This is a genomic window from Micromonospora sp. NPDC049374 (genome assembly GCF_040677165.1).
In the GTDB taxonomy this organism is placed as follows: domain Bacteria; phylum Actinomycetota; class Actinomycetes; order Mycobacteriales; family Micromonosporaceae; genus Micromonospora.
The window spans coordinates 23,374-43,994 of sequence record NZ_JBFAQH010000028.1 but is presented as its reverse complement, the minus strand read 5'-3'; the positions used below and the strand labels follow the sequence as shown (position 1 = coordinate 43,994).

General features: G+C 67.3%; 22 protein-coding genes and 1 pseudogene. 13 read left to right on the top strand and 10 right to left on the bottom strand.

From position 1 onward, the window contains the following. Positions 1-4 precede the first annotated feature (4 nt). Positions 5-1,225, top strand: coding sequence for an alpha/beta hydrolase fold domain-containing protein (locus AB0J93_RS29080; RefSeq protein WP_363925534.1), 1,221 nt, complete (start codon positions 5-7; stop codon positions 1,223-1,225). A 350-nt stretch (positions 1,226-1,575) separates the two neighbouring features. Here the strand turns inward: AB0J93_RS29080 and AB0J93_RS29075 are convergent, their stop codons facing one another. The 8 genes and pseudogenes from AB0J93_RS29075 to AB0J93_RS29040 all read right to left on the bottom strand — a co-directional run bounded on the left by AB0J93_RS29075 (position 1,576) and on the right by AB0J93_RS29040 (position 9,900). Then, the gene (locus tag AB0J93_RS29075) at positions 1,576-1,665 is read right to left on the bottom strand and encodes a hypothetical protein (protein WP_363925532.1); all 90 of its coding nucleotides are present in this window, start codon (positions 1,663-1,665) and stop codon (positions 1,576-1,578) included. Positions 1,666-1,667: 2 nt separating this feature from the next. Then, positions 1,668-1,949, bottom strand: a pseudogene (locus AB0J93_RS29070) (cellulose binding domain-containing protein); the annotation flags it as partial. Continuing rightward, a complete protein-coding gene (locus tag AB0J93_RS29065) occupies positions 1,909-2,091 on the bottom strand; it encodes a PT domain-containing protein (RefSeq protein WP_363925541.1) in 183 nt (60 codons plus the stop codon). The gene AB0J93_RS29065 and the pseudogene AB0J93_RS29070, both read right to left, overlap by 41 nt. Positions 2,092-3,612: 1,521 nt before the next feature. Then, positions 3,613-3,831, bottom strand: coding sequence for a hypothetical protein (locus AB0J93_RS29060; RefSeq protein ID WP_363925531.1), 219 nt, complete (start codon positions 3,829-3,831; stop codon positions 3,613-3,615). A gap of 636 nt (positions 3,832-4,467) precedes the next feature. Continuing rightward, positions 4,468-6,555 (bottom strand): glycogen debranching N-terminal domain-containing protein, encoded by a 2,088-nt coding sequence (locus AB0J93_RS29055; protein WP_363925530.1) that lies wholly within the window; start codon positions 6,553-6,555, stop codon positions 4,468-4,470. After that, positions 6,555-6,962 (bottom strand): SCP2 sterol-binding domain-containing protein, encoded by a 408-nt coding sequence (locus tag AB0J93_RS29050; protein WP_363925529.1) that lies wholly within the window; start codon positions 6,960-6,962, stop codon positions 6,555-6,557. The genes AB0J93_RS29055 and AB0J93_RS29050 overlap by 1 nt, the downstream gene beginning before the upstream one ends. 92 nt (positions 6,963-7,054) lie before the next feature. After that, a complete protein-coding gene (locus AB0J93_RS29045) occupies positions 7,055-8,995 on the bottom strand; it encodes an aldehyde dehydrogenase (protein ID WP_363925528.1) in 1,941 nt (646 codons plus the stop codon). 35 nt (positions 8,996-9,030) lie between these two features. After that, entirely contained in the window at positions 9,031-9,900 is an 870-nt protein-coding gene (locus AB0J93_RS29040) for an alpha/beta hydrolase (RefSeq protein ID WP_363925527.1), read from the bottom strand. A gap of 90 nt (positions 9,901-9,990) precedes the next feature. Here AB0J93_RS29040 and AB0J93_RS29035 point away from each other — a divergent pair, with 90 nt between their 5' ends. Continuing rightward, complete coding sequence (locus tag AB0J93_RS29035; RefSeq protein ID WP_363925526.1) at positions 9,991-10,500, top strand: CGNR zinc finger domain-containing protein; 510 nt, start codon at positions 9,991-9,993, stop codon at positions 10,498-10,500. Here AB0J93_RS29035 and AB0J93_RS29030 read toward each other — a convergent pair. Continuing rightward, positions 10,454-10,669 carry a hypothetical protein gene (locus tag AB0J93_RS29030; RefSeq protein WP_363925525.1) on the bottom strand — a complete coding sequence of 72 codons (216 nt, stop codon included), beginning with the start codon at positions 10,667-10,669 and terminating at the stop codon, positions 10,454-10,456. The two genes, AB0J93_RS29035 and AB0J93_RS29030, sit on opposite strands and share 47 nt — an antisense overlap. Positions 10,670-10,859: 190 nt before the next feature. On the opposite strand from AB0J93_RS29030, the gene AB0J93_RS29025 reads away from it, so the two are divergent. The 8 genes from AB0J93_RS29025 (at position 10,860) to AB0J93_RS28990 (ending at position 18,845) form a co-directional block, all read left to right on the top strand. Next, positions 10,860-11,441 carry a TetR/AcrR family transcriptional regulator gene (locus tag AB0J93_RS29025; protein WP_363925524.1) on the top strand — a complete coding sequence of 194 codons (582 nt, stop codon included), beginning with the start codon at positions 10,860-10,862 and terminating at the stop codon, positions 11,439-11,441. A 563-nt stretch (positions 11,442-12,004) separates the two neighbouring features. Then, positions 12,005-12,337: an ATP-binding cassette domain-containing protein gene (locus tag AB0J93_RS29020; protein ID WP_363925523.1), complete on the top strand. Its 333-nt coding sequence runs from the start codon at positions 12,005-12,007 to the stop codon at positions 12,335-12,337. Then, on the top strand, positions 12,334-13,941 hold the full coding sequence (locus tag AB0J93_RS29015) for an alpha/beta hydrolase (protein ID WP_363925521.1): 1,608 nt from the start codon (positions 12,334-12,336) through the stop codon (positions 13,939-13,941). The genes AB0J93_RS29020 and AB0J93_RS29015 overlap by 4 nt, the downstream gene beginning before the upstream one ends. An 81-nt stretch (positions 13,942-14,022) precedes the next feature. Then, entirely contained in the window at positions 14,023-15,084 is a 1,062-nt protein-coding gene (locus tag AB0J93_RS29010) for an LLM class flavin-dependent oxidoreductase (RefSeq protein ID WP_363925520.1), read from the top strand. Then, positions 15,081-15,806 (top strand): NADPH-dependent F420 reductase, encoded by a 726-nt coding sequence (locus AB0J93_RS29005; RefSeq protein ID WP_363925519.1) that lies wholly within the window; start codon positions 15,081-15,083, stop codon positions 15,804-15,806. The genes AB0J93_RS29010 and AB0J93_RS29005 overlap by 4 nt, the downstream gene beginning before the upstream one ends. Continuing rightward, on the top strand, positions 15,779-17,065 hold the full coding sequence (locus AB0J93_RS29000) for a glutaminase (protein ID WP_363925518.1): 1,287 nt from the start codon (positions 15,779-15,781) through the stop codon (positions 17,063-17,065). Before AB0J93_RS29005 ends, AB0J93_RS29000 begins: the two co-directional genes overlap by 28 nt. Then, a complete protein-coding gene (locus AB0J93_RS28995) occupies positions 17,062-17,787 on the top strand; it encodes a flavodoxin family protein (protein ID WP_363925517.1) in 726 nt (241 codons plus the stop codon). The genes AB0J93_RS29000 and AB0J93_RS28995 overlap by 4 nt, the downstream gene beginning before the upstream one ends. A 113-nt stretch (positions 17,788-17,900) precedes the next feature. Beyond that, the gene (locus AB0J93_RS28990; protein ID WP_363925516.1) at positions 17,901-18,845 is read left to right on the top strand and encodes a DUF5996 family protein; all 945 of its coding nucleotides are present in this window, start codon (positions 17,901-17,903) and stop codon (positions 18,843-18,845) included. 331 nt (positions 18,846-19,176) lie between these two features. Here AB0J93_RS28990 and AB0J93_RS28985 read toward each other — a convergent pair whose 3' ends face one another. Continuing rightward, positions 19,177-19,605, bottom strand: coding sequence for an SRPBCC domain-containing protein (locus tag AB0J93_RS28985; protein WP_363925515.1), 429 nt, complete (start codon positions 19,603-19,605; stop codon positions 19,177-19,179). A gap of 170 nt (positions 19,606-19,775) precedes the next feature. On the opposite strand from AB0J93_RS28985, the gene AB0J93_RS28980 reads away from it, so the two are divergent. The 3 genes from AB0J93_RS28980 (at position 19,776) to AB0J93_RS28970 (ending at position 20,570) form a co-directional block, all read left to right on the top strand. Further along, positions 19,776-20,018 carry a DUF6308 family protein gene (locus tag AB0J93_RS28980; RefSeq protein ID WP_363925514.1) on the top strand — a complete coding sequence of 81 codons (243 nt, stop codon included), beginning with the start codon at positions 19,776-19,778 and terminating at the stop codon, positions 20,016-20,018. A 34-nt stretch (positions 20,019-20,052) separates the two neighbouring features. After that, positions 20,053-20,178 carry a hypothetical protein gene (locus AB0J93_RS28975; RefSeq protein WP_363925513.1) on the top strand — a complete coding sequence of 42 codons (126 nt, stop codon included), beginning with the start codon at positions 20,053-20,055 and terminating at the stop codon, positions 20,176-20,178. Positions 20,179-20,381: 203 nt separating this feature from the next. Continuing rightward, positions 20,382-20,570, top strand: a complete 189-nt coding sequence (locus tag AB0J93_RS28970; RefSeq protein ID WP_363925512.1) for a hypothetical protein — start codon at positions 20,382-20,384, stop codon at positions 20,568-20,570. Positions 20,571-20,621: the final 51 nt, after the last annotated feature.

Sequence of the window (20,621 nt, the reverse complement as noted above, 5' to 3'; positions counted from 1 at the left end):
GGCCATGATCAGACTGCTCGTGCCCGAGATCGAAGCGCGCCGGCACCTCATCGAGGGGTACGCGCAGTTCCCGGACGTCCCCGAGGACGTCACGAACCTTTGGAAGGCGCCGTTCGGCCCGCCCGAGGAGTGGGACCTGTGCGTTGCCGAGCAGACGATCGACGGCCCGCACGGCCCGGTGCCCGTGCGCGTCTACATGCCCACGGGTCCCGCGCCCGACGGCGGCCGCGCCTGCCTGGTGTGGATGCACGGGGGCGCCTTCGCCTGGTGCGACCTGGACATGGCCGAGGCGCACGAGGTCGCCCGCGGCATCGCCGGGCGGGCCGACGTCGTCGTCGTGTCTGTCGACTACCGCCTGTGCCCGGTGCCCGCCGAGCTGGGCGGCACGGTCGACGGACGGGTCGACGAACGGGGGAGGCCCGTGCGGTTTCCCATCCCGCAGGACGACTGCGCCGCGGTGCTCGACGCCGTGCGGGACGATTCGGCGCGGCTCGGCGTCGACGCGAGTCGGATCGCGATCGGCGGCGCGAGCGCGGAGGCGGCACTCGTCGCAGCGGTGACCCTGCGGACCGTCGCCGACGGACACCCGCCGTGGCAGACGCTGCTGGTCTACCCGATGCTGCAGCTCGGGCAGCAGCCGGACCGCAACACCCCGCCCCGAGTCGACGACGGCGAGGCGGCGATGTTGACTGACGGGAGTCGAGCCCTCGGCGGGTGGGCCTGCCGCCGGTTGAGCGGCGGGGGCCGGGACAGCTACGTCCGGAGGTGGGTCGGTTCCGCCGGGGGTGTCGGTGCGGGCACTCCATGCCTCGATGACCCCACGCGCGACGTCGGTCGAGGCCAGGCCGAGCCGCTCGGCGGCGGCTTCGGCCATGTCACGGGTGGCGTGCGGGGCGTCGACGAACAACTCGGCGATAGCCCGGTAGGCGGTGATCCGATCTTCGGCGAATCGGACCGGATCGGTGATCCGCTTGGTGGCGAACAACCGGTCGAGCGTGTTGGTCATCTGGACCTGAGCGAGGGGTTGGACGGCGCCGATGATCTCGGTCATCGCCCGCATGGGCTCCAAGGTGCCGAGCATGTCGGCGGGATCCTGTCCCTTCGGGAGGCGTACTGCGGAGACCTGGCCGGGCCATCGAGAGGCGACCGGGTATACCCGGTCGGCGGCTCGGCGTCCGGCGTCGTCTCCGTCGAAGGCCAGGAGGTAGCGGGCTGCCTTGCGTGAGGCGGGCAGCCGACTGGCGTAGAACTGGGCGGCGGCGTTGACCGCGTAGAGGCGTTCCGGCGGCGGGGCGGGCCGCTCACCGGGCATCGTCGGCCTCCGTCGGTGTGGCCGACGCAACCGTGCTGTCCGTGTCCGCCCGCAGCGATGCGAGGAATGTGCACACGCACGAGGTGGGACAACGCCCGCAGTTCAGCCGGCGTTGACACGCCCGATCGTCGTGTGGGCGACGACCGGCCGTCCGGCGTGCGAGGGTCTGCCGTGGTGGATCCCATCGATGTGGATGGTGAGCCGTCGACCGTCGGATGTGGAGGGTGCCGCGGCCGGTGGTGGGCCGCGGCACCCTGTCGAGGTCAGCTGGTGGTGTCGGTGACCGTGTTGCTGGACCAGGTGATGTAGTACGTGACCTGGGCGCCGCTCCAGAAGTGGAAGGTGATCGTCACGGCTATGCCCGCGCGCACGTCAGGGCAGGCATGCTGTTGGTGCCGTTCCAGGTGCCGAGGAAGCCGAACGTGGTCGAGGCGCCCGCACCGAGGTTGCCGTTCCAGCTCTCGTTGGTGACGTTCTGGGTGCTGCCGCTCGGTGCGTTGCGGCCGCCCCAGATCTGCGTGATGGCCTGCCCGTTAGCGAAGGTCCAGCTGACCCGCCACCCGGTCAGGGCGCCGGCGCTGGCGGTCACGGTTACCTCACCCTGGAAGCCGCCCTGCCACTGGTTCACAACCTTGTACGTGGCGGTGCAACTGCCCGGCGGCTGGCTGGTCGGTGGGGTGGTCGGCGGGGTCGTGGGTGGGGTCGTGGGTGGGGTGGTCGGCGGGGTTGTGGGTGGGGTGGTCGGCGGGGTGCCCCCGAACTGTGCGAAGAACCGCCACACCTCTGCCCTGGTCCAGGTCCGGGCGCCGTCCTCACAGCCGGAGCATCCGTCCACCGGAGCTGGCCCGTGGCCGCTGTCGTACGCGGCCCACTGCACCGGGTAACCCGCCCGGCACGAGTAGAGGGTGGTGAAGTGCTGCCCGCTGCCCTGCGACGGTTCGCGCGGGTTCTGGGCGGCGCAGCCGTTGTTGCGTACGAACGTGTCCCGCAGCGAACGGCCCTGAGAGATGTTCAGGACGTTGTCCGAGATGCCATGCAGGCCGAAGTATGCGATCGGCTGGCTGCCGCCGCTGCATCCGCTCAGCTGCGCGCCGGAGTAGACCGCGACCGCCCGGAAGACGTTGGCCCGGCTGCACGCGATCGAGTAGCTCATGCCGCCGCCGTAGCTGAAACCGAGGGCGAAGCGCAGCGTCGTGTCGACACAGAGGGCATCGTCGATCCGCCTGATCATGTCGTCGACGAAGGTTATGTCCTGACCACCGGAGTTGGGCCAGCCGTTGCCGATACCCTGCGGTGCGACGAGGATCGCGCTGTTGTTCGACTGCTCCTGCATCCCGTAGTAGGACCAGATGCTGCCACTGCTCCCGCCCGACGCGACGTCGTTCATGGTGCCACCGCGCCAGTGGAACGCGAAGATCAACCGGTACGGGTTGTTGTTGTTGTAGTTGGCGGGCACCCGAAGGATGAAGCTGCGATTCTGGCCGCCGCTCTGGATCGTGTGCGTGCCACTGTTCAATCCCGGGGCCTTGCCACATCCGGCCGTCGCCGCGAGTGGGACGGCATCCGCGGCCGACGCGGTGCTGCCGAGGCCGCCACTCGGCATCGTGCCACCCATGGCCAAGACAAGAGCTGCTGCGAACGCGACGGGTCCAAAGAGGGATCTACGCCTGGACATCATGGAACTCCCTCTGCCGTTCGAATGCCGGCATACGTAGACAGGGAACTGGGCTTGCGAACCCCAACACCCATTGACGACCGCGCCCAGAGGCCGCCCGGTAACACGGCGCCGGCCCGGTCGCCATGCCCGCCATCGAAGGCTGTCACTGCGAACGGTACGACGGTCATCAGATGAAAGTCAACAGATCGCGTGGCCAGGTCGCCCTATGGACGAATCTGTCTGATACGAACGCCTCCAGAACTCGTATCGATCTGATGGCTCTACCGTCCGCGGCGCTGTGCGGCCGGCGCTCCCTCGGCAGCCGTCCGGCGCACCGTGCCGGAGCCGCTACGGTGGACGAGGGTGCCGGCATGGGCGGCGTGAACGGCGCCGCTGGCGAGGTGGTACCGCTGGCCGCCCGCCATGGCCACTCAACCGGCGGCCGTCCAGAACGATCAGCCGACCGCCAAGCGGCCGATCCCCCGTCGAGGCGGCGTACGCGACGCTGACGATCTTTGCCCCGCTGTCCCGCGGCGCGGCCGTCCGATCCGGCTACCAGCCGCCCAGTGCCGACCGGACCACACTGATCGAATCGGCACGGTGGCTCGCCAACCGACCCGGCTTCACCGGCACGGCAACCGGTCTACTGGTCGACCTCAACCGACTGGACAATCTCAACGAGATCGCCGACCTGTGCGCAGGCCGACCCATCCTCGCGGCCCGCACCGCCGAACGCATCGGTGTCCGCCTGCGAAGCCTCCGCGAGTGGCCCGACACAGACGCTCTGACCAACAGCATCACCGAACTGGCAGAGCGCGGCGACCTCGCTGGCGGCCTGTTCGCGGTATCGCTGGTCCACCACGGAGCCAGCTTCGGATGGAAAACGCCATGGCGAGACCTGCTGATCCGGCTACGCCAACACTCGGACCCCGACGTGCGGGAAGAGGCATACGCCATCGACATGACCTGACAACCCGCCAGAATCGGTCTTGACACTCGAACTGATCCCCAACGCCAGGGGTAGCTGTGTGGTCGTCGTTATCTGGGCATCAGCCGCAGGTCGCCGTCGAAGACGATCACGGCTCTCTTGGCGGCGGCATCGCCCACAGTGCCCCCCGTTTACCCCCCGAAAACTCCGGCTGATGATTGACAATCAGTGACAAGGCGAGACCGGCGATCAACAACGTCTGTGCAGCTCGGTGCCCATTCTTGGCAATCAGTGACAGGCCTGGGATAGCTACGTTCCGTTACAAGGGGTCGTCGGTTCGAATCCGGCCGTCCCGACAGCGAGAGGGTTTCCGCAGGTCAGAGACTTGCGCAAGCCCTCTTTTCATTGCTCGGCATGGATGCCTGGTCTATCACGCCGCTGTTGGACTCCTTGACTCGGGCATCGTAGAGCGACCGCGCCACGGCGATTCTCTGCCGCGCGGGGGCGGCTGCTTACGGCCCTCGCAACTGGGCCCACGCGTGTCCTCGACCGCCGCCGCCCATGCCCGTATTAGTCGCCGTGGGTAAGTCGGGCGACCGGCTCCGAGTGGTGGTCGGCGTCGCGGTGGCGGCGGGTGCGCCGACCGAACGCGTCGGCAAGCCCCCACCGCCCCGGTACGTCGAGCAGTTCGATCCGGCCCACCGACGGCGGCAGGTACGGATCGACGGCCAGATGGTCCGGGTACGGGCTGAGCCCCAGCATCGTGCGAAGCAGGAGCAGCGGTGCCCCCGCCGACCAGCCCTGAGGGCTGCACGCCGCCGGGTACTCGACCGGGTAGCCGGTCAGGCTCCGCTCGTAGCCGGCGAATGCCTCGGGCAATCGGCCGTCGAAGTACCCGGACGCAGTGATCATGCCATCGGCGATCCGGGCGGCCTCCTCCCGGAAACCGTAGCGCCACAGACCCCAGGCGATGATCGAGTTGTCGAACGGCCAGACCGCACCGACGTGGTAGCCGACGGGGTTGTATCGGAGGTTGGTGGTGGACAGGGTACGCACGCCCCAACCGGAGAACAGGCTCGGCCCAAGGAGGTGGTCCGCCACACGGCGTGCCCGCTCCGGCTCGACAATGCCGCTCCAGAGCAGGTGCCCCATGTTGGAGGCGAGCGCGTCAACGGGCTTGCCCTCCGGGTCGAGCGCAAGCGCGTAGTACCCTTCCTCCTCGATCCAGAAATCGCGGTTGAACTGTTCCCGCAGTTGCGCTGCCCCGCACTCCAAACGGTCGGCGTACTCGGGGTCGTTCCAGAACTCGCGGGCCATCCGCGCCCCGCGAATCTTCGCGTCGTAGGCGTACCCCTGTAGCTCGCAGGTCGCCCTGGGCAGGGCGGGCAGCCGGCCGTCCCGGTAGGAGATCGAGTCCCGGGAGTCCTTCCAGCACTGGTTCATCAGGCCGTTGCGGGTGTTGCGCCGCCGGTAGTAGATGTAGCCGGTGCCAAGCAGATCGCCGTACTCGTCGATCCAGTTCAGCGCGGCACGGGCTTGCGGTTCGAAACGCCGTACGGTTTCCACGTCGCCGCTCCACCGCTCGTACTCGTCGAGCAGGATGACGAACAGCGGGCTGGCGTCCGCAGATCCGTAGTAGGGGGTGTGCGGCTGTTCCTCGAACGCCGCCGACTCGCCGTACCGGAACTCGTGCAGGATCTTACCCGGCTCCTCCTCGCGGAAATCGTCGAAGGCGCTGCCTTGCAGCGTCCCCAACAGGCCCAGCACGGGCGGGGTCAGCGTGGGCGCGAACGGCAGCGTCTGCAGGCTGATGAAGATGCTGTCCCGGCCGAAGAGGGTCATGAACCACGGCAGTCCGGCGGTCGGGATCGGGCTAGTCGCGGTCAGCGACGAGTAACGCATCGCGGCCAGGTCGTACAGGCTGCGCTTGTACGCCGCGGCGAGGGGTTCGAAGTCGCAGGCGAGTCGCGGCGCGTTGTCGATCCACTGTTCCAACTCCTCGCGGACCTGTGGCCTGCTCCGCCGGCGGTACGCCTCCCAGACGGTAGCGGAACCGCCGCCCCCCCGATTGATGATCGGTTCCACCTGGAGCTCGACGTCCCAGCGGCCGTGCGGTTCGAGACGGATGTCGAAGGTCATGCCGCCGTCGTCCACCTTGGCCGGTCTATCACTGGAGATGACGGTGTCCCGGTAGAACGTCGCCCGCTCGTAGTGCAGATGGAGGCGCCCATCCTCCTGGCGCACCGATCGCTTACCGCGCTTTGGCTGATTCTCCTTGACCTCGAAGATGTCGGCGAAGTCGGCGTCCGCGTCTATCCGGATGGAGACGTCCGCCGGTTCGATGTCGTGGTTGAGGACTACGATCCGTTCGACGAGACAAATGCCAATGGTCTGCTTACGGATGACCGAGAGCTTGGCGTTGACGTAGTGCGTGGGCTCCCCGGGGACGAGGAAGAACCGGGTCTCGAAGAAGTGCAGATCGCTGCGGGACATTGGGCTGAGTCGCTCCCCGTTGACGCGCAGCACCCAGGTCGACAGGAAGCGGGTGTCGAACGAGAAGAGCCCAGCCGGTGAACCCGGGGAAGGGGTGACATCGCCACGCACATCCGTGAGGAGGAACGTGTTTCCGTCAAGGATGCTGAGCGTCTTCTCGACCATTAGGAGCCGGCTTCCTCATGGACGAAATCCCGTGGGTGATGGCCGGTGGGCGGTCCGGCGAACAGCACCGTGGCGAGCATGTGCACCAGTCCCAGGTGCCCCTCGACCACAAGCGCGTTGCGGAAGAACAGCGGCACGAACCGTTCCTCGCCCCTGACCAGCCGGTCGAACGTATCGTTGTCGGTGCGCAGAACGGCGTCCGGCTCCGGCCGGGGCATTTCCGAATTTGGCCTGCGGACCCGGGCAGTCCCGCTCTCCAGGGTGACGAACCACTGTTTCACGACGGTGCCGGCCGACTCTGTCACGTCAAGGCGGACGGTGCCCGTGGGCTCCGGCGGAATACTCTTGACGGTACGGCTCTTCCCACGCTCCAGCATCTGGAGTGCGTCAGCCAGTTGGTCGCCCACTTGGCATCATCATCCTTCCCTCGCGTGCCACCTCGGCATGACCGTGACCAGCCCTCCGTCGGGCCCGCATCACCCGCTGCGCATGCCGCCCCTCAGATTCCGGACAGGGACGGGACGTGAGGCCCGAACGGGTACTGCCGGTCCAACGGAGAGATGGTGATCCACCGCAGGTCGGTGAACTCGGCGAGTGCCGCCCGGGAACCGAACCGACCCCAGCCGCTGGCCTTGACGCCGCCGAATGGCATCTGCGGCTCGTCGTGGACGGAGGTCCCGTTGATGTGGCAGATCCCGGCTTCGATCCGGCGGGCCACCTGCAAGGCGTTGGCCACGTCGCGGCTGAACACCGCGCTGGCCAGACCGAGCTCGGTGTCGTTGGCGACGTCAACGGCCTCGTCGACGCCATCCACCTCGATCACCGCAGCGACCGGCCCGAACGACTCTTCACTGTAGACCCGCATCTTCGGGGTCACGCGGCGCAGTACGGTCGGTGGGTAGAACAAGCCGTCGGCTCGGCCCCCGATGAGCACCTCGGCGCCATTGTTCTGGGCGTCGGCGATGAGCGACGCGACGTGGTCGACGGCCCGCTGGTTCACCAGTGGGCCGAGCTCGGTCGACGGTTCATGCGGATCGCCCATGGCCAGCCTGCCGGCGTGGGTCACCAGCTGGTCGAGAAACTCGTCGGCGACCTGGCGCTCCACCACAATCCGCTCGGTCGACATGCAGATCTGACCCTGGTTCATGAAGGAGCCGGCGACGGCGGCGCGTACCGCCGCCGGGATGTCCGCGTCGGCCAGCACCAGCATCGGCGCCTTGCCGCCGAGTTCGAGGACGGTGCGTTTCAGATGCCGGCCGGCCTTCTCGCCGATCACGCGCCCGACCGACGTCGACCCGGTGAAGTTGATGCAGCGGGTCTGCGGATGGCAGATCAACTCGTCGACAACGTCCGCCGCGTCGGCCGGTGCGTTCGTGATCACGTTGATCGCGCCGGGCGGCATGCCGGCGTCATGCAGGGCAGCGGCGATGGCCACATGGGTCGCCGGGGCCTCCTCGCTCGCTTTGAGCACCACCGTGTTGCCATATGCCAGCGGAAGCGCGACGGCTCGCATGCCGAGGATCAGCGGCGCGTTCCACGGGGCAAGGCCGACGACCACTCCTACCGGCTGGCGGATGCCGAGCGCGGTCATGCCGGGCACGTCGGACGGGACGACGTCGCCGACGATGCCGTACGTCTGCGCGGCCGCCTCGATGAGCATGTCGGTGGCGAGCTTCAGGTTGAACAGGCCCCAGCTGAGCACCGCGCCGGTCTCCTGGCACATCGCCCCGACGATGTCGTCGCCGCGTTCGGTCAGCAGACCCGCGGCACGCTGCAGCACCTCGCGCCGTTGCCCCGGTGGCCACGTTCCCCAGGTAGCCCTCGCGGCGGCTGCCGCATCAACGGCAGCCGCCGCATCAGCACGGCCGGCGGCGGCAACCTCGGACAACGGCTTATTATCGACATTACGAAACTTTGTGGTCCTTCGCCCCGATTGGGCGGGTGCCCACCTACCGTCGATCAGCAAATCGACGGTGCGTATGGCGTCGGGCATGGCGACGCGGCCTCCCTCCAGTCGTGCGACACGACCTGTCGCTGCCACGGCGCGGCTCGACCCACCAGGGCAGCCAATGGCGTCGAAGTCCGACATGCTGACCGGAATAACCGAGTTACACCACTTCCAGTAGAATACTTCTCGGGGCGACAGTGGGCGTGACTTCCGAAAGGAACCCTCCTCGTCAGAAGCCGCCACCGCCCGACGGAGCGCTCTGCGGGGGTTGCATTCGGGCGCGGTGGGTAGGACCGAGAATCGAAGCGAATCGAGCAGGCCCGCGAGATCGCCGAGGACGTCGACACCCGGTTGACGCAGCTGCTGCGCGAGGTGGCCACCGACCCAGGCCAGGCCCCTTCGCGGCAACGCATGCGTGAGGACGTACTGCGGGTGCTCACCTCCGCGGGTTACCGCGAGGAGCGGTGGGGTTGCCGCGCACGGCCGCGACAAAGCACGCCGCCGGCAGCCGTTAGCGAGGCAGCCCCTCAGTTGGCGTGTAGGACCCGGTTGAGAAAGTCGCGTGCGAGTTCGGTGAAGGCGTCGAGGTTGGTTTCCAGCAGGAAGTGTCCGGCGTCCCAGAGGTGAATCTCGGCGTTGGGTAGATCGCGGCCGAAGGCCGTCGCTCCGTCCGGGTGGAAAATCTCGTCGTTGCGGCCCCACACCGCGAGCAGGGGAATCTGGTTGGTCCGGAGGTACTCCTGCAGCCGAGGGTAGAGCTCACGGTTGGTGTGGTAGTCGCCGAACAGCCGCAACTGCACCTCATCGTTGCCTGGCCGCTGCAACCGCGCGTGGTCGATGGTCCATGTGTCCGGGGAGACCACACTGGGGTCTGGTACGCCGTGGGTGTACTGCCAGATGATCGCGTCGAGGCCGAGAGCAGGCCGCAGCGCGGCCTCCGTCTGCGGATTCGGGTCATCGCCGTACGCCCAGATCGGCTTCCAAAACTCGGGCACGAATCCGGCCTCGTAGCCGTTGCCGTTTTGAGTGATGATGGCGGTCACCGGAGCGCTCGACTGGAGCGCGAGCCGCCACCCGATCGGTGCACCGTAGTCCTGGACGTAGATGGCGTAGCGGTCGACGCCGATCTGGTCGAGTAACCCGGCGGTGAGCCGCGCCAAGGCGTCGAAGCTGTAGTCGAACTCTTCGACCCTCGGGCTGTCCGACTGGCCGAAGCCGAGGTGATCCGGCGCGAACACGTGGTACCGGTCGGCCAGCCTCGGAATGAGCTCACGAAACATGAACGAGCTGGTCGGGTAGCCGTGCAGCAGCACTACCGCAGGGGCGTCAGCGTCGCCTGCCTCCCGGTAGAACAGCTGCCGCCCCTCGACTGTGGCGTACCGGTGGAACACCCGCATCTCTAACCCCCATCGCCAGTAAGACTGGTTAGATACGCTACTGCTAGACTCCTAACCCGTCAAGGGCGGTGATGGCAGTTAGGGCTCGTGATGGCAGCATCGACCGACGAAGAACTTCTCCTGCTCATCCTCAACAGCACGCCACTCGTCGACGGTAAGCCGCAGGATCTCTTCAGCGACGCTACGGCGGCGTGTGCGACGCTGCGGCAACTTGGCGGCACCGGCACGTTCGAGGAGCTGAACGCTGTACGATCCGCCCGCTCTCTGCTGCAGGGCGTGACTCGCGGTGAGCTGACAGCCGACTGCCTCGCACCGCTCCTGGTCGGCGTACGCCAAGTTCCTTACTTGACGGCGACGCGCCTCGATTGGCGGCTCAGCGCCCCGGCGCATCACCAGTGTGTTGTACGGGCAGTGCTCACCTGGGCCAGCCTGCGCGAGAGCGCCCCCGGCCGCCTGCGGCCTTGCGCGAACGCCGAGTGCCGCCTCTTCCTACTCGATCGAAGCCGCGCCAACACTGCCCGCTGGTGCTCAATGGCAACCTGCGGTAACCGACTCAAAGCGCGGCGACACTACCGGAAGACACGAACGCAACCCTCATAGAGGTCCGGGTAAGGCGCAGCGCTGCCAGGCCGAGGCGGGCGGCACTCAACTCGGTAGCCTCCTCGTCGACGAGGGCTTCGGCAGCCTCGATCAGGAGGCACTCGATCAGGCGCTCGACGCGCTCGATGCCCTGCGCTCCGGCGGCCGAACCGTCGGACTCGTCAGCCACGTCGCGGAACTACGCAGGCGCATCCCATCGCGCCTACACGTGCGCAAAACCGCCACCGGCTCATCCGTGGCCATCGATGGTCGGATTCATGCACTGACCCGGAGGGTCCGCCAGCTACCAGCGGCGGTACGCTTGGACGGTACTGTAGACCAGCTGGTCCGTATTGGCGCGATTCATGATGGGTGGTCCGGTGGCTGAGGAGCGACGGACGCGGAACACTGAGCGCACGCGGCGGGCCGTGCTCGATGCCGCGACCCAGGTGATTCTGGCCAGAGGCGCCGCGGTCACCCTGGATCAGGTCGCCTCGGTCGCCGGTGTGTCGAAGAGCGGCTTGGTTCACCACTTCGGCAGTCGGGACCAGTTGGTGATCGCCGTGGTGGAAGACGTTCAGGAACGTTTCCGGGAGACGGTCCTCAGCTACCTCGACCTGTCGGAGAACTACCCCGGCAAGATGCTCCGTGCCTACGTTCGCGCACTCTGCGCTGGACGTTCGGATGCCGAAGCTGCGCACGACGTCACGTCAGCGGCGATTTGGATCGGTCTGCACGCGATCCCCGCGGTTGCCGCGGTGGCGGAAAAGCACAGTGCGTGGTGGAGCGAGCAGTTCGCCGTCGATGGGTTGAGCAACGAGCGCATCCAGATCGTGCGCCGAGCCGCCGAGGGCGTCGTCGTCGCCACCATGCACGGGGAAGAGGACGTAGTGAGCATCGCGACCGCGCGTCGCCTGTTGCTTGAGCTCGCCACTGACGGCACCTTTCCCACGCCCATCTGACGCGCTGGCGATCCTCTGAATCCCAGAACACTGCGCTCTTTGACTTTGGCCTCGTGCAGCTCCGAGGTTTCGGGCTGCCGGCCGCGCCAGGCAGCCAGGATTCGGTCTGGCGTCGGGCAGCGGCGGGCCCCGCCGCCTGCGTGATCGCCTGCTCCTCCGCAGCCACTTCGGTGGCGCGGGGGTCTCGACGCGCTCTGCGCGCCGGCCCAGGAGGTCGGTCAGTTTCGCTCTCACCCGATGCTGAGCTGAGGTTGGACCCAATCGGAGTAGGTAGTTGTCACCGATGGGAATTGCAGCTGTTCCTGATCTAGGCCGCCACGGGAAGGCCGTGATCTCCACGCGAAGCGGTTGATGAAACGGATGCCGCAGGTCGAGACAGGCCCCGAACTCGCGGCCTTCATCGCTGGTCAACCGCGTACAGGCCGCCCGAACCGGCTGGCTCGCACCGACAGCGACCAGCTCGCTTGCGTCGCAGTGCGCTGAGGGCGAGAGCTAAGGGGCTTTTACCGACGCGAAGGTGCCGCCAATGACGGAAGCCTTGTGCCGAGAGGAAAGGATCCGCAATGCCCGTCAGCCCAGTCATCGAAGTCGCCCGACTGAACGCTCCCTACGGCGACTTCCACCCCGTCGAGGAGCTTTCGTTCCAGGTCGCGCGCCCGGAGACCTACGCACTCCGCGGCGCTAACGGGGTTGGCAAGACCTCGACGCTCGAGGTCATCGAGGGCCGCTGGATGACGTTGGCGGGCACGGTGCGTGTCTCCGGCAAGATCTCCGCGGACCGGCGCGCGGTGCGTTCCAGGGCGGGGACCAGGCTGCAGAGGAGCGGGTTCGCAGCCGACCTCACCGTCGCGGGAGCGTCAGGAAACGACCGTCAGCAGTCGAGGGCGGGGGTATGAAGTTGCGTCGAAGCGTGGCGGTCACCGTCGTCACCGGCATCGCCGCGACCCTGGTGGCGGCACCGGCGCAGGCCGATGGTCCGGCGACGTGGGTGGAATGGGGCGTGTGCCCCGAGGAGATCGCGATTGTCTCGCCGACGTTGCAGTGTGCGACGGTGTCGGTGCCGCTGGACTACCGGGATCCCGACGGTGTCGCAATCGACATTGCGGTGTCGCGGATCGCAAGTGCGAAGCCGGCTGAGCGCCGCGGCATCGTCCTGCTCAATCCGGGAGGCCCGGGCGCCTCGGGACTGGCGATGCCGGCTGACCTGGTCGGGTTGGGTCTGCCGAGCAGCGTGTCGGATCGCTACGATCTGATCGGCATGGACCCTCGGGGGGTCGGGCTTTCGGCCCCGGTGAGCTGCGGCTTCACCGGCGAGCTGGACTATTTCAGCAACGTTCCGCCGTACGCGGTCGACGACGCGGCGGTTATCGAGCGGGCGAGGACCGCGAAGGCGGCCGCTGAATTGTGTGTGGCCAACGACACCGAGGGTCGGCTGCGGCATATCACGACCGCGAACACGGCCCGTGACCTGGACTCGATCCGTGCGGCGCTCGGCGAGGAGAAGGCCAGCTTTTACGGTGCGTCGTACGGGTCGGCCCTGGGTGCCGCGCACGCGTCGATGTTTCCGGACACCACCGACCGCGTCGTGATCGACAGCAACCTCGGCGACACTCACCTCGACTATGCCGCGCAGCGCCGGTTCGGCCTGGGTGTGGAACAGACGTTTCCTGACTTCGCCGCTTGGGCGGCGGCCCGGCACGGTGCCTACGGCCTGGGCCGTACCCCGGCGCAGGTACGCAAGACCTATTTCCGCCTCGCCGAACGGCTGGACGAGACACCGGTGGGCTACGTCAACGGGGCGGCCTTCCGGTTCACCACCTTCGCGGCCCTCTACGGGAAGGTCAATTATCCGGCACTGGCACAGGACTGGCAGTCGCTGCTCCGCGGCGAGGACGCGGCGGTCACCGGGGCGGGCGACCGTGTCGCGACGCCGGCGGAGATGTTGCCCTGGGACAACTTCCTGTCGGCGTACCTCGCCGTGACCTGCAACGACGTCAACTGGCCCGAGGACGTTCGCACCTACCGGCACGCGGTCGCCAAGGACCGCAAGAGATACCCGATGTACGGCGCGGCCAGCGCGAACATCACCCCCTGCGCGTACTGGGCGCACGAGCCGTCTGAACCGCCGGTACGGATCAACGACAAGGGGCCGCGCAACGTGCTGATCGTGCAGAACCTACGCGACCCGGGCACGCCGCACCGAGGTGGTGAGCTGATCCGGGAGAAGTTCGCCAAACGCTCCCGGCTGGTAAGCGTCGACGGTAGCGGGCACGGCGTCTACGTGTACGGCGACAACGTGTGCGCGCTGAACGTGACCACGGCGTACCTGGTAGACGGCACAATGCCGAAGGACACCTTCTGCGGGCCCGCGACCCGCAGGCTCCACGCCGACGCCGCCCTTCGGCGCGCCGACACCCTCGGCCAACTGCATCGCCGAAGCGCCGCCACGTTCGGCGGGAAAGCGATCAAGGAGTACGCCTTGCCGGCAACGCGAGGTTGAGAGGCAGCGAAGAACCGGATCAGCATCGACCACGGTGCGGATCATGCGGGAGATGGCCGACACATAGAGGAGTTGCCCGCGATGGATGCATCGCAGATCGAGTTCGGTATCGACAGTTTCGGAGACCGTCCCCGTGATGACCGGGGGGAGATCGTGTCGCACGCGCAGGCGATCCGCGCGGCAGTGGCCGAGGCTGTCCTAGCCGACCAGATCGGCATCGATGTGGTCGCATTGGGCGAGCACCACCGGCCGGAGTACGCGATCTCCAGTCCGGAGACGGTGCTCGCCGGCATCGCGACCGCCACGGAGCGCATTCGGCTCGCGTCGGGGGTGACGGTGCTGTCTTCGGATGATCCGGTGCGGGTGTTCCAGCGCTTCGCCACGGTCGATGCGCTCTCCAACGGTCGCGCCGAGGTGATCCTCGGGCGAGGGTCGTTTACCGAGTCGTTCCCGCTGTTCGGGTACGACCTGACGGACTACGAAGTGCTGTTCGAGGAGAAGATCGACCTGTTTCACCGGCTCCTGGACGAGAAACCGGTGACCTGGAAGGGCACCACTCGCGCCGCCCTGCAGAACGCGGACGTCTACCCGAAGACGGACTCGGGACGGCTGAACACCTGGGTGGGAGTGGGCGGTACGCCGCAGTCGGTGCTCCGCACGGCGCACTACGGGTTCCGGCTCATGCTCGCCATCATCGGTGGCGCACCCGATCGCTTCGCTCCGTACGTGGACCTGTACCGACGCGCGCACCAGCAACTCGGCACGACCGCTGCGCCGGTCGGGATGCACTCGCCCGGCTTCGTCGCCGCGACCGACGAGGAGGCCAGGGAGCTGTTCTACCCCGGATACCGGGAGATCCGCGACCGGATCGGTGCGTTGCGCGGTTGGCCGCCGCTCCAGCAGCGGGAGTTCGATGCCGACGTGGAGCACGGCTCGCTGTACGTCGGGTCGGTCGAGACCGTCGCGGCGAAGATCGCCCGCGCGATCCGGGTGTTGGACGTGGGCCGTTTCGACATGATCTACTCCGCCGCCGGGACGGTCGCCGCCTCCGCCCGGATGCGCTCGGTCGAGCTGTACGGCACGCAGGTCATTCCGCGGGTGCGTGAGCTTCTGGCCGAGCAGTCCACGCGGGGGGCACGATGACCTCCCAGGTCACCACCATCGGCATCCTGGGCGCCGGGAAGGTCGGCACCGTCCTGGCCCGCCTGGCCGTCGCCGCAGGCTACCGCGTCCTTATCTCCGGCTCCGGAGATCCTGCGAGGATCGCGTTGACCACCGAGGTGCTGACCCCCGGCGCGACTGCCGGGTGGCCGACCGAGGTCGCGGCGGCCGCGGACGTGGTGATCCTCGCGCTGCCGCTCGGCAAGCACCGCGAGCTCCCGGCAGACGAGCTGAGGGGAAAGCTCGTGGTGGATGCGATGAACTACTGGTGGGAGGTTGACGGCCCCCGCGACACGGTCGTCCCGTCCGGTGTGTCGTCGAGCGATGCCGTGCAGCGGTTCCTGACCGGCGCGCGTGTCGTGAAGGCCCTGAACCACATGGGCTATCACGACCTCGAGGACGAGGCTCGTCCGGCAGGGCAGTCCGGGCGCAAGGCGATCGCGGTCGCCGGCGACTCTTGCGAGGAAGTTGCCTCGGTGTCACAGCTGATCGACGCGTTCGGATTCGACGCCGTTGCGATCGGCTCCCTTTCGGCCGGCGCCCGTCTCGAGCCTGGGACTGCTGCATTCGGTGCGAATGTCGAGGCCGCCGAGTTGCGAACCCTGACTGCAGCCTGCCGGGCTGGTGGTGCGCGAGGCGCTGCGGACATGCCTCCACGAGAACGTGAGGAGGACAGATGCGGTCAGTCGTTCCCGACTATCTGACCGAGGTGCTTGGCGATGTCGGATCGGACACCTCCGGGGAGCCGGCGGGGTACATTCCCGAGCTCGCGACAGCTGATCCTGAGCGTCTCGCAGCGGTCTTCGCCACCGTCGACGGCACGGTCCACGGTGCCGGCGACGTCGATGCCGCGTTCACGATCCAGTCGATCTCGAAGCCTTTCGTGTACGCGATGGCGCTCTCCGACCGCGGCTTCGATCGGGTGCTCGCCAAGGTCGGGGTCGAGCCGTCCGGGGAGGCGTTCAACGAGATCTCCCTCGAAAGCGACACGGGGCGCCCCCGGAATCCGATGATCAACGCCGGCGCGATCACCGTTCACTCACTGGCCGGACGGGAGAACCTGAAGCCCGTCGAGCGGGTCGACCGCGTCGTTCAGGGGCTTTCGGCGTTCGCGGGCCGCCAGCTGACGGTCGATGAGACGGTGTGCGCATCCGAGATGGAGAGCGCGCACCGTAACCTCGCCATCGCGCACATGCTCCGCAGCCACGGCATCCTCACCGAGGACCCGAGGGCCGTCGTCGACGGCTACATCCGTCAGTGCTCGGTGCTCGTGACCACCCGGGATCTGGCGATGATGGCGGCGACGCTGGCCAACCGGGGGGTGAATCCCCTTTCGGGCGAGCAGGTGGTGGACGGGGCAGTGGTGCGTCAGGTGCTGAGCGTGATGGCCACCTGCGGAATGTACGACGCCGCCGGCGACTGGGCCACGCAGGTCGGCATCCCGGCGAAGAGCGGGGTGGCCGGGGGACTGATCGGTGCACTCCCCGGTCAGCTCGGCATCGCCACCTTCTCGCCTCGACTGGACCGGCACGGCAACAGCGTGCGCGGAGTGTCGCTGTTCGAGCGGTTCTCGTCCGACATGGGGCTGCATGTGATGGAGGTTCCTCCCGCGGCGCGCGCGAACGTGCGCTCCAATCGGGTACGGGGTGGCGGAGCGGACGCCACCCGGGTTCTCCGACTGCAGGGCGGAATCCGCTTCGCGGGAGCCGAGCGGATCGTTCGCGAGTTCGTGGAGAGTGCCCCTTCGGAGCCCCGAGTGGTTCTCGACGTCTCGCTTGTGCACTCCATCGACGATGTGGCCCGACGAATGCTCCTGGAGGTCGCGCGTCGGCTAACGCTCGACGGTCACGATGTCTATCTCGTAGATCCGGAGATGATGATCCCGGACCCGGATCCCGGCGACGGTGGCCGACTCACGGTCATCGATTCTATTGATCACTTGCGACAAGGAAGGACCCCGTGACCGTGACGGTTATCGAGAAGCCTGATTTCGGCGGGTTGCGCGCGTTGTACATCAACTGCACCCTCAACCGTTCCCCTGGCCGTAGTCACACTCAGGGGGTGGTCGATCGCAGTGTGGCGATCATGGAGGCGAACGGGGTGAGCGTGGACCAGATTCGTGCCGTGGACCACGACATCGCCACCGGTGTGCGACCTGATATGACTGAGTACGGGTGGGATACCGACGAATGGCCCACGTTGCTGGCCCGGGTGCTGGCGGCTGACATCCTGGTCATCGCCGGGCCGATCTGGCTCGGTGACAACAGTTCGGTGACCCGTCGGGTGATCGAGCGGCTCTACGGTTACTCCGGTGTGCTCAACGAGCAGGGCCAGTATGCCTACTACGGGCGGGTTGGTGGCTGTCTGCTCACTGGCAACGAGGACGGTCTGAAGCATTGTGCGATGAGCATCCTGTACAGCTTGCAGCACATCGGTTTCACTGTTCCGCCGCAGGCCGATGCGGGTTGGCTCGGTGAGGTGGGCCCGGGGCCGTCCTACCTTGACGAGGGTTCGGGTGGGCCGGAGAACGACTTCACCAACCGCAATACCGCGTTCATGACCTACAACCTGATGCACCTCGCGTCGATGATGCGTCGTGCCGGCGGGTTCCCGGCCTACGGCAACCAGCGCACGGCCTGGGATGCAGGAGTTCATCCGGATGCCGCCAATCCCGAGTACCGCTGACCAGACAAGATCGTCGATCAGCAGACCGGTGGTCCCCCTGGTAGGTACCGGCTGCGGGACACGACCATGACGACCGTCACCTTGTCGTGACAGGGCCAAGGATGTGAGTAGTGATGACAAGTCCGGCGATGATGAGTTGGCCGAGTCTGCGGGTCTCGGACTGGACCGATACCCGCGAGACCCTGCACATGTGGACGCAGATCGTGGGCAAGATCCGCATGGCGCACGCTCCGTTTATCAATCACTGGTGGCAGGTGACCCTGTACGTGAGCCCGCGTGGGTTGACGACGTCGGCCATCCCGTACGGCACGGGGGCTTTCGAGATCGAGTTCGACTTCCTCGGTCATCGGCTCGACGTCCGTAGCAGCGACGGTGGCGCGCGGAGCCTCCCGCTGCGGCCGATGCCGGTCGCCGAGTTCTACTCGCGGGTCATGGCCATGCTCGGCGAGCTCGGGATCGAGGCACCGATTCGGGCGCGCCCCAACGAGGTCGAGCCGGCGATCCCGTTCGCCGAGGACCACGAACACGCCTCCTACGACGGTGAGGCGGCCGTCCTGTTCTGGCGACAGCTGTTGCAGGCGAACCGGGTGATCGGTGAGTTCCGGTCGCACTTCATAGGCAAGGTCAGTCCGGTGCACTTCTTCTGGGGCGGGATGGACCTCGCCTGCACCCGCTTCTCCGGCCGGTCGGCCCCACCGCACCCCGGGGGTGTGCCGAACTGCGGGGACTGGGTCATGGTCGAGGGCTACTCCCGGGAACTGTCCAGCTGCGGGTTCTGGCCCGGCGGCGGCGAGGAGGGCGCCTTCTACTCCTACGCCTATCCCGAACCCGACGGGTTCGCCGAGCAGCACGTCGGCCCCGACGGCGCGTACTTCAGCACCGAGTTCAAGCAGTTCCTGCTGCCGTACGAGGTCGCCCGCACCGCACCGGACCCCGACCGCGCGGTCGCCGAGTTCCTCCAGAGCACCTACGAAGCCGCCGCGAACCTCGGGCACTGGGACCGCTCCGCACTGGAGGACAACCCGTTGCGGTGGCACGACCGGAGCCCTGCTCGGTGAGGCCAGCAGTGTGACCGCACCATCGCCGCGTTACCCCCGCGAACACGAGTGGCGGTAACCGGTGGTACGGCCGATGGTCGAGCTGCGCGACGCGTCCGGGAGACGCAACTGCTCGCCGGACACGTCGCAAGCGATCTCTGATCGGACCGGCGTGCCCGGTCGGCCCGCATCGGGGATGAGACCGAGGGAGGAAATCTGGTCGTGAATGTGAAGGATGTCCCCGAAGCCAACCAGTACGAGGCGCGGGTCGAGGGAGAGTCGAAGGTCGCGGGTGTCGCGCCGTACATCCGCACCACCGAACTCATCGCGTTCGGGGCCGCGCACACGGCCGTTATGCCTCTGCCCGCTCGGCGAGGGCCGTATTCATTGCCGCGAAGCCTGACTCGGTTGAGCGCAACACGCCGGGCATCATCATCACGAGCAGTCCGGAGAAGCGTTCTGACTGGGTGAACCGGGTCGACTCGGTGGTGAGCGGTTCGATGTCGAAGGAGTGCGCGCCGTCGAAGATGCCTGGGATGAGCAAACGGCCGAGCCACGCGAGCCGCCGCTCGGGCTCGACGGCGGTGACGGTGGGAGTGAAGCGGCGCGGCTTAGCCCCGGGAAGAGCGATGGTCACCGCCAGCCGAGATCCACGGGTCAGGCTGCCATCAAGGCTCGTGATGAATGGGTTCCATTCCGGGTACGCGGCGGCGTCGGTGAGGATCGCCCACACGCGATCCGCAGGCGCGGCGATGTCGATCGTGTGGCTGAGGGTAGGCATGATGATCGTCCTCTCGTGGTCTGGCCTGAGGGCGACTCGGTGGCCAAATCGGTTGTGCGACATGGTGTCGCATAGTTTCAGGTTATTTCGGGGAAGAAGTCTGGTGATCCGAATCGCCGTCAGTCATCGTCGGGTCACCAGACTCGCACCCGTGGCCACAGTTCGCGTCAGTGGAAGCTACTGAGATCTCGACCGGTCGCACCGTGCCGGCAAGCGCCGATCAGGCATGGCAGCTGCTGAACAACGGCAACGAGAAGACGGGTATCGGCTGGGTGATCGCCGCCGCGCTACTGGCTGACAAGCGGCCGAAACTGATCCCCGTCTACGACTCGATCGTCAGCTGCCAGTTCAGAGCGCCGAAGCATGTGTGGCTGAAGCTGCACGACCAGTTACGTAGCCAAGCACGAAGGTGAGCTGCGGGCTGCCCTCGCCGAGGTTCGCGGGACCGTGGGCGTGGACGACAAGGTGAGCATCCTGCGGGTCCTCGATGTCGTCCTGTGGAGGCGGCACGTCAAAGAACACCAACGGGCCAAGCCAACGACATTTCCGCAGCGTCGTTGCGGGGCGCTCTGATTGACAGCTGCACGAACCGACCGATCAGACGAGGAGCGCAGGCGGCAATCGCCGAATCGGCCGCCCGGCACCGCTGGGTCCGCGCGGCACCGCGTCGCTCGTTGGCCCTCAAGAACGTGCACTGTCGGTGGCAGCGGAGCGTTCCGAGCTGGATAGCCGCAAACCGCATGCGGTCGGCTGACGACATTGCTACCTTGCCGCCGATGGCGAGGCGAAGGTACGTGGCGAGAGGCGCTGACGGCGGCTACCGGATCTGGGACAACCGGGCCTGCCGGTGGTGGGGCGACCTATATGAGCTCTGCCCAGACGAGTTGCTCAATGAGCTGAATGGCGCCCGTGACCACGCCAAGATCACGGCGCTGCCCCGGAAGTACCGAGCGCAGAAGGGGTAGCGCCGTACGTCGCCCGCCGGAGGGACAACCGGTCGTCGTCGCGGAGGCGTG